Origin of the sequence: Pseudomonas sp. PB103, from assembly GCF_009764635.1 — a bacterium.
GTDB lineage: Bacteria > Pseudomonadota > Gammaproteobacteria > Pseudomonadales > Pseudomonadaceae > Aquipseudomonas.
The window spans coordinates 1-2,826 of record NZ_RWIL01000142.1 but is presented as its reverse complement, the minus strand read 5'-3'; the positions used below and the strand labels follow the sequence as shown (position 1 = coordinate 2,826).

3 protein-coding genes are annotated in these 2,826 nt (G+C 56.0%); 1 reads left to right on the top strand and 2 read right to left on the bottom strand.

The annotated features are described in order from the left end of the window. Positions 1-86 precede the first annotated feature (86 nt). On the bottom strand, positions 87-836 hold the full coding sequence (locus tag EJA70_RS25705; protein WP_008084920.1) for a hypothetical protein: 750 nt from the start codon (positions 834-836) through the stop codon (positions 87-89). Between the two features lie 345 nt (positions 837-1,181). Between EJA70_RS25705 and EJA70_RS25700 the strand changes: the two genes are divergently transcribed. Beyond that, positions 1,182-2,330: an aldose epimerase family protein gene (locus tag EJA70_RS25700; protein ID WP_158834469.1), complete on the top strand. Its 1,149-nt coding sequence runs from the start codon at positions 1,182-1,184 to the stop codon at positions 2,328-2,330. On the opposite strand, the gene EJA70_RS25695 is transcribed toward EJA70_RS25700, so the two are convergent. Beyond that, positions 2,317-2,826: hypothetical protein (locus EJA70_RS25695; RefSeq protein WP_158834468.1), on the bottom strand; the 510-nt coding region annotated here is incomplete at its 5' end. The two genes, EJA70_RS25700 and EJA70_RS25695, sit on opposite strands and share 14 nt — an antisense overlap.

The following is a 2,826-nucleotide window of genomic DNA, read 5'->3' as shown; positions in this document are numbered from 1 at the left end:
TTTGACCTTATAAACAGCAAGATCAAAAGATCGCAGCCTTCGGCAGCTCCTACAGGGGAAAGATGTTTGCAGACCATCGCGGATGGTTACTGCACCGGCAAGAAATTCAGGAACAGCAGGCTCTGCGCGTAGTTGAGGCCTATGCGCCGGTAACGCTCATCGAGCATCTGCGTGATCAGGTCCAGGCGCGCGACGATTTTGCCGAACTCGGTGGCGAAGCTCAGGTTGCTGCCCTCCTCCGAGATCTCGTTGGAAAACAGCAGCGGCTGGCCGGCGGTGTTCTGCCGCTGGGACAAAATCCATGTGGCTTTTTCGATATTGCGTGCGGCGTTGTGCACGAACGTCGGATTGATCGCATCGGTCATGTAGAACTCGGTGCGATTGCCGTGGGCGGTGACCAGCATGCTGCCGATGGCATAGATGAACGCGCCGACACGATCACCGAGAAACTCCGGGCTCATTGCATAGCTGAGCGCTGCGAGGTCCTTGCGCCCGCCCAGCACCGGCAGCGGCTGTTGCTGCTCGACGGCCAGCCGCACCTGTTTCACGGCGGCATGGATGTTGAGAAAACCTGACTTGCGCAACTCGTCCGGGTTGCGCAAATACAGCTTGGCCTGCAAGCGGTAAAGACTGTTGAGGTTGTCGCGCATCGCCAGGGTGGCCATGCGGTCGACGCTGGTCTGCAAGAATTCCTGCGGTTTGCCCTCACGCATCTGGTTGAAGAAACCGTTGCCGTCCTGATGGCTGCAACCGCTGAACAACAGCGACGACAAACAGGCGAGCAACAGGCACGGGCGACGGACAAACGCAGTGATCAGGTCAAAAGCTCTGGGCATGAATTCTCGAACAGGGACATTCCTGTGCGGCGGGAGTCACCGCATCCTTGGCCATGGATAGAGCCACCGATTGCGAAAAAGTGCAGTGTGGCGGGCAATCAGCCGACTTCCGGCGACTCCCCTCAGATCATTTAGTCAGTCTTTATTGTTGAAATAAACGATTCATCAGCTATAAATCTCCACTGCACCCACAAATAGCATGACTAGTTACCATGTAGGAGCTGCCGCAGGCTGCGATCTTTTGACTTTGATTTTTAAAAGCCAGATCAAAAGATCGCATCCTGCGGCAGCTCCTACACGGGATCGCACCGTTTTTGAAAACAACAACAAGAAGGAAGGTCAACCATGCTTCAATCACGTCACCTGCTCTCCGGCCTCGGACTGTCCCTGATGATCGCCACCCTATCAGCCAACGCGGCCGGCCTGACCGCCGAACGCAAAGCCTTCGGCAAAACCAATGACGGCACGCCCGTCGAGCAATACATCCTGCGCAACAGCCATGGCATGCAAGCCACCGTCATCACCTACGGCGCGACCCTGCAATCGCTGAAAGTCGCCGACAAGCACGGCAAGTTCGACGACGTGGTGCTCGGTTTCGATGATGTGCAGGGCTATCAGAAAGGCACTGCGTACTTCGGCGCAACCATCGGCCGCTTCGGCAATCGCCTGGCCGAGGGTGCGTTCGAACTCGACGGCAAGCGCTATCAAGTGCCGCAGAACGACAAGACCAATGCGCTGCACGGCGGCACGCTGGGCTTCGACAAAAAGGTCTGGAAAGCGCAGGAAACCAAGGACAAGGATTCCGTCGGCGTGACCCTCACCTATCTGTCGGCAGACGGCGAAATGGGTTTCCCCGGCAATCTCACCACCGAAGTCACCTATCGCCTCACCGACAACAACGAACTGCGCATCGACTACAAAGCCAACACCGACAAACCGACGGTGCTCAACCTGACCAACCACAGCTACTTCAACCTCGCCGGCGCCGGCAATGGCGACATCCTCAAACAGGTCGCGACCCTGTATGCCAGCCATTACACGCCGGTGACGGCCAAACTGATCCCGACCGGTGAATTGGCGCCAGTGGCCGGGACACCGATGGACTTCAGCAAACCGACGGCGATTGGCACGCATATCAAGGCTGATCATGAGCAGCTGAAATTCGCTGAACCGAAACAGGGTGGATTTGATTTCAACTGGGCGCTGGATACCAAGGGCGATATCGGCAAAGTTGCTACTGAGGTGAGTGATCCGCAGTCCGGTCGCGTGCTGCAGTTGTTCACCACGGAACCGGGCGTGCAGTTCTATACCAGCAACTTCCTCGACGGCACGGTCAAGGGCAAGGGTGGCAAGGTGTATCCGCACTGGGGCGCGTTTACCCTGGAGACTCAGCACTATCCGGATTCACCGAATCAGCCGAACTTCCCGAGCACCCGCCTCGATCCGGGGCAGACCTATGCCCACAGCGTGATACTGAAATTCACCACAAAATAACCTGCCCGACTCCCCCCTCGGGGTGACCGGGTCCTGTGGCGAGGGGATTTATCCCCGGTGGGCTACGCAGTAGCCCCAAGATCAGACAACGGGGACTACATGAGGCACCGCGTTGGATTATTTTGGGGCTACTGCGTAGCCCATCGGGGATAAATCCCCTCGCCACAATGAATCCCTGAAACACAATGATTCCCTGCAGCACAATGAATCCCTGAAACACAATGAATCCCTGAAACACAATGAATCCCTGCAGCACAATGATTCCCTGAAACCCAATGTATCCCTGCAGCACAATGATTCCCTGCAGCACAATGATTCCCTGAAACACAATGAATCCCTGAAACACAATGAATCCCTGAAACACAATGAATCCCTGCAGCACAATGATTCCCTGAAACCCAATGTATCCCTGCAGCACAATGATTCCCTGAAACCCAATGTATCCCTGCAGCACAATGATTCCCTGAAACCCAATGTATCCCTGCAGCACAATGAT

Excerpts from the sequence above, each read along its gene's own strand:
- EJA70_RS25705 (WP_008084920.1), bottom strand. The coding sequence starts at position 836 with ATGCCCAGAGCTTTTGACCTGATCACTGCGTTTGTCCGTCGCCCGTGC.
- EJA70_RS25700 (WP_158834469.1), top strand. The coding sequence starts at position 1,182 with ATGCTTCAATCACGTCACCTGCTCTCCGGCCTCGGACTGTCCCTGATG.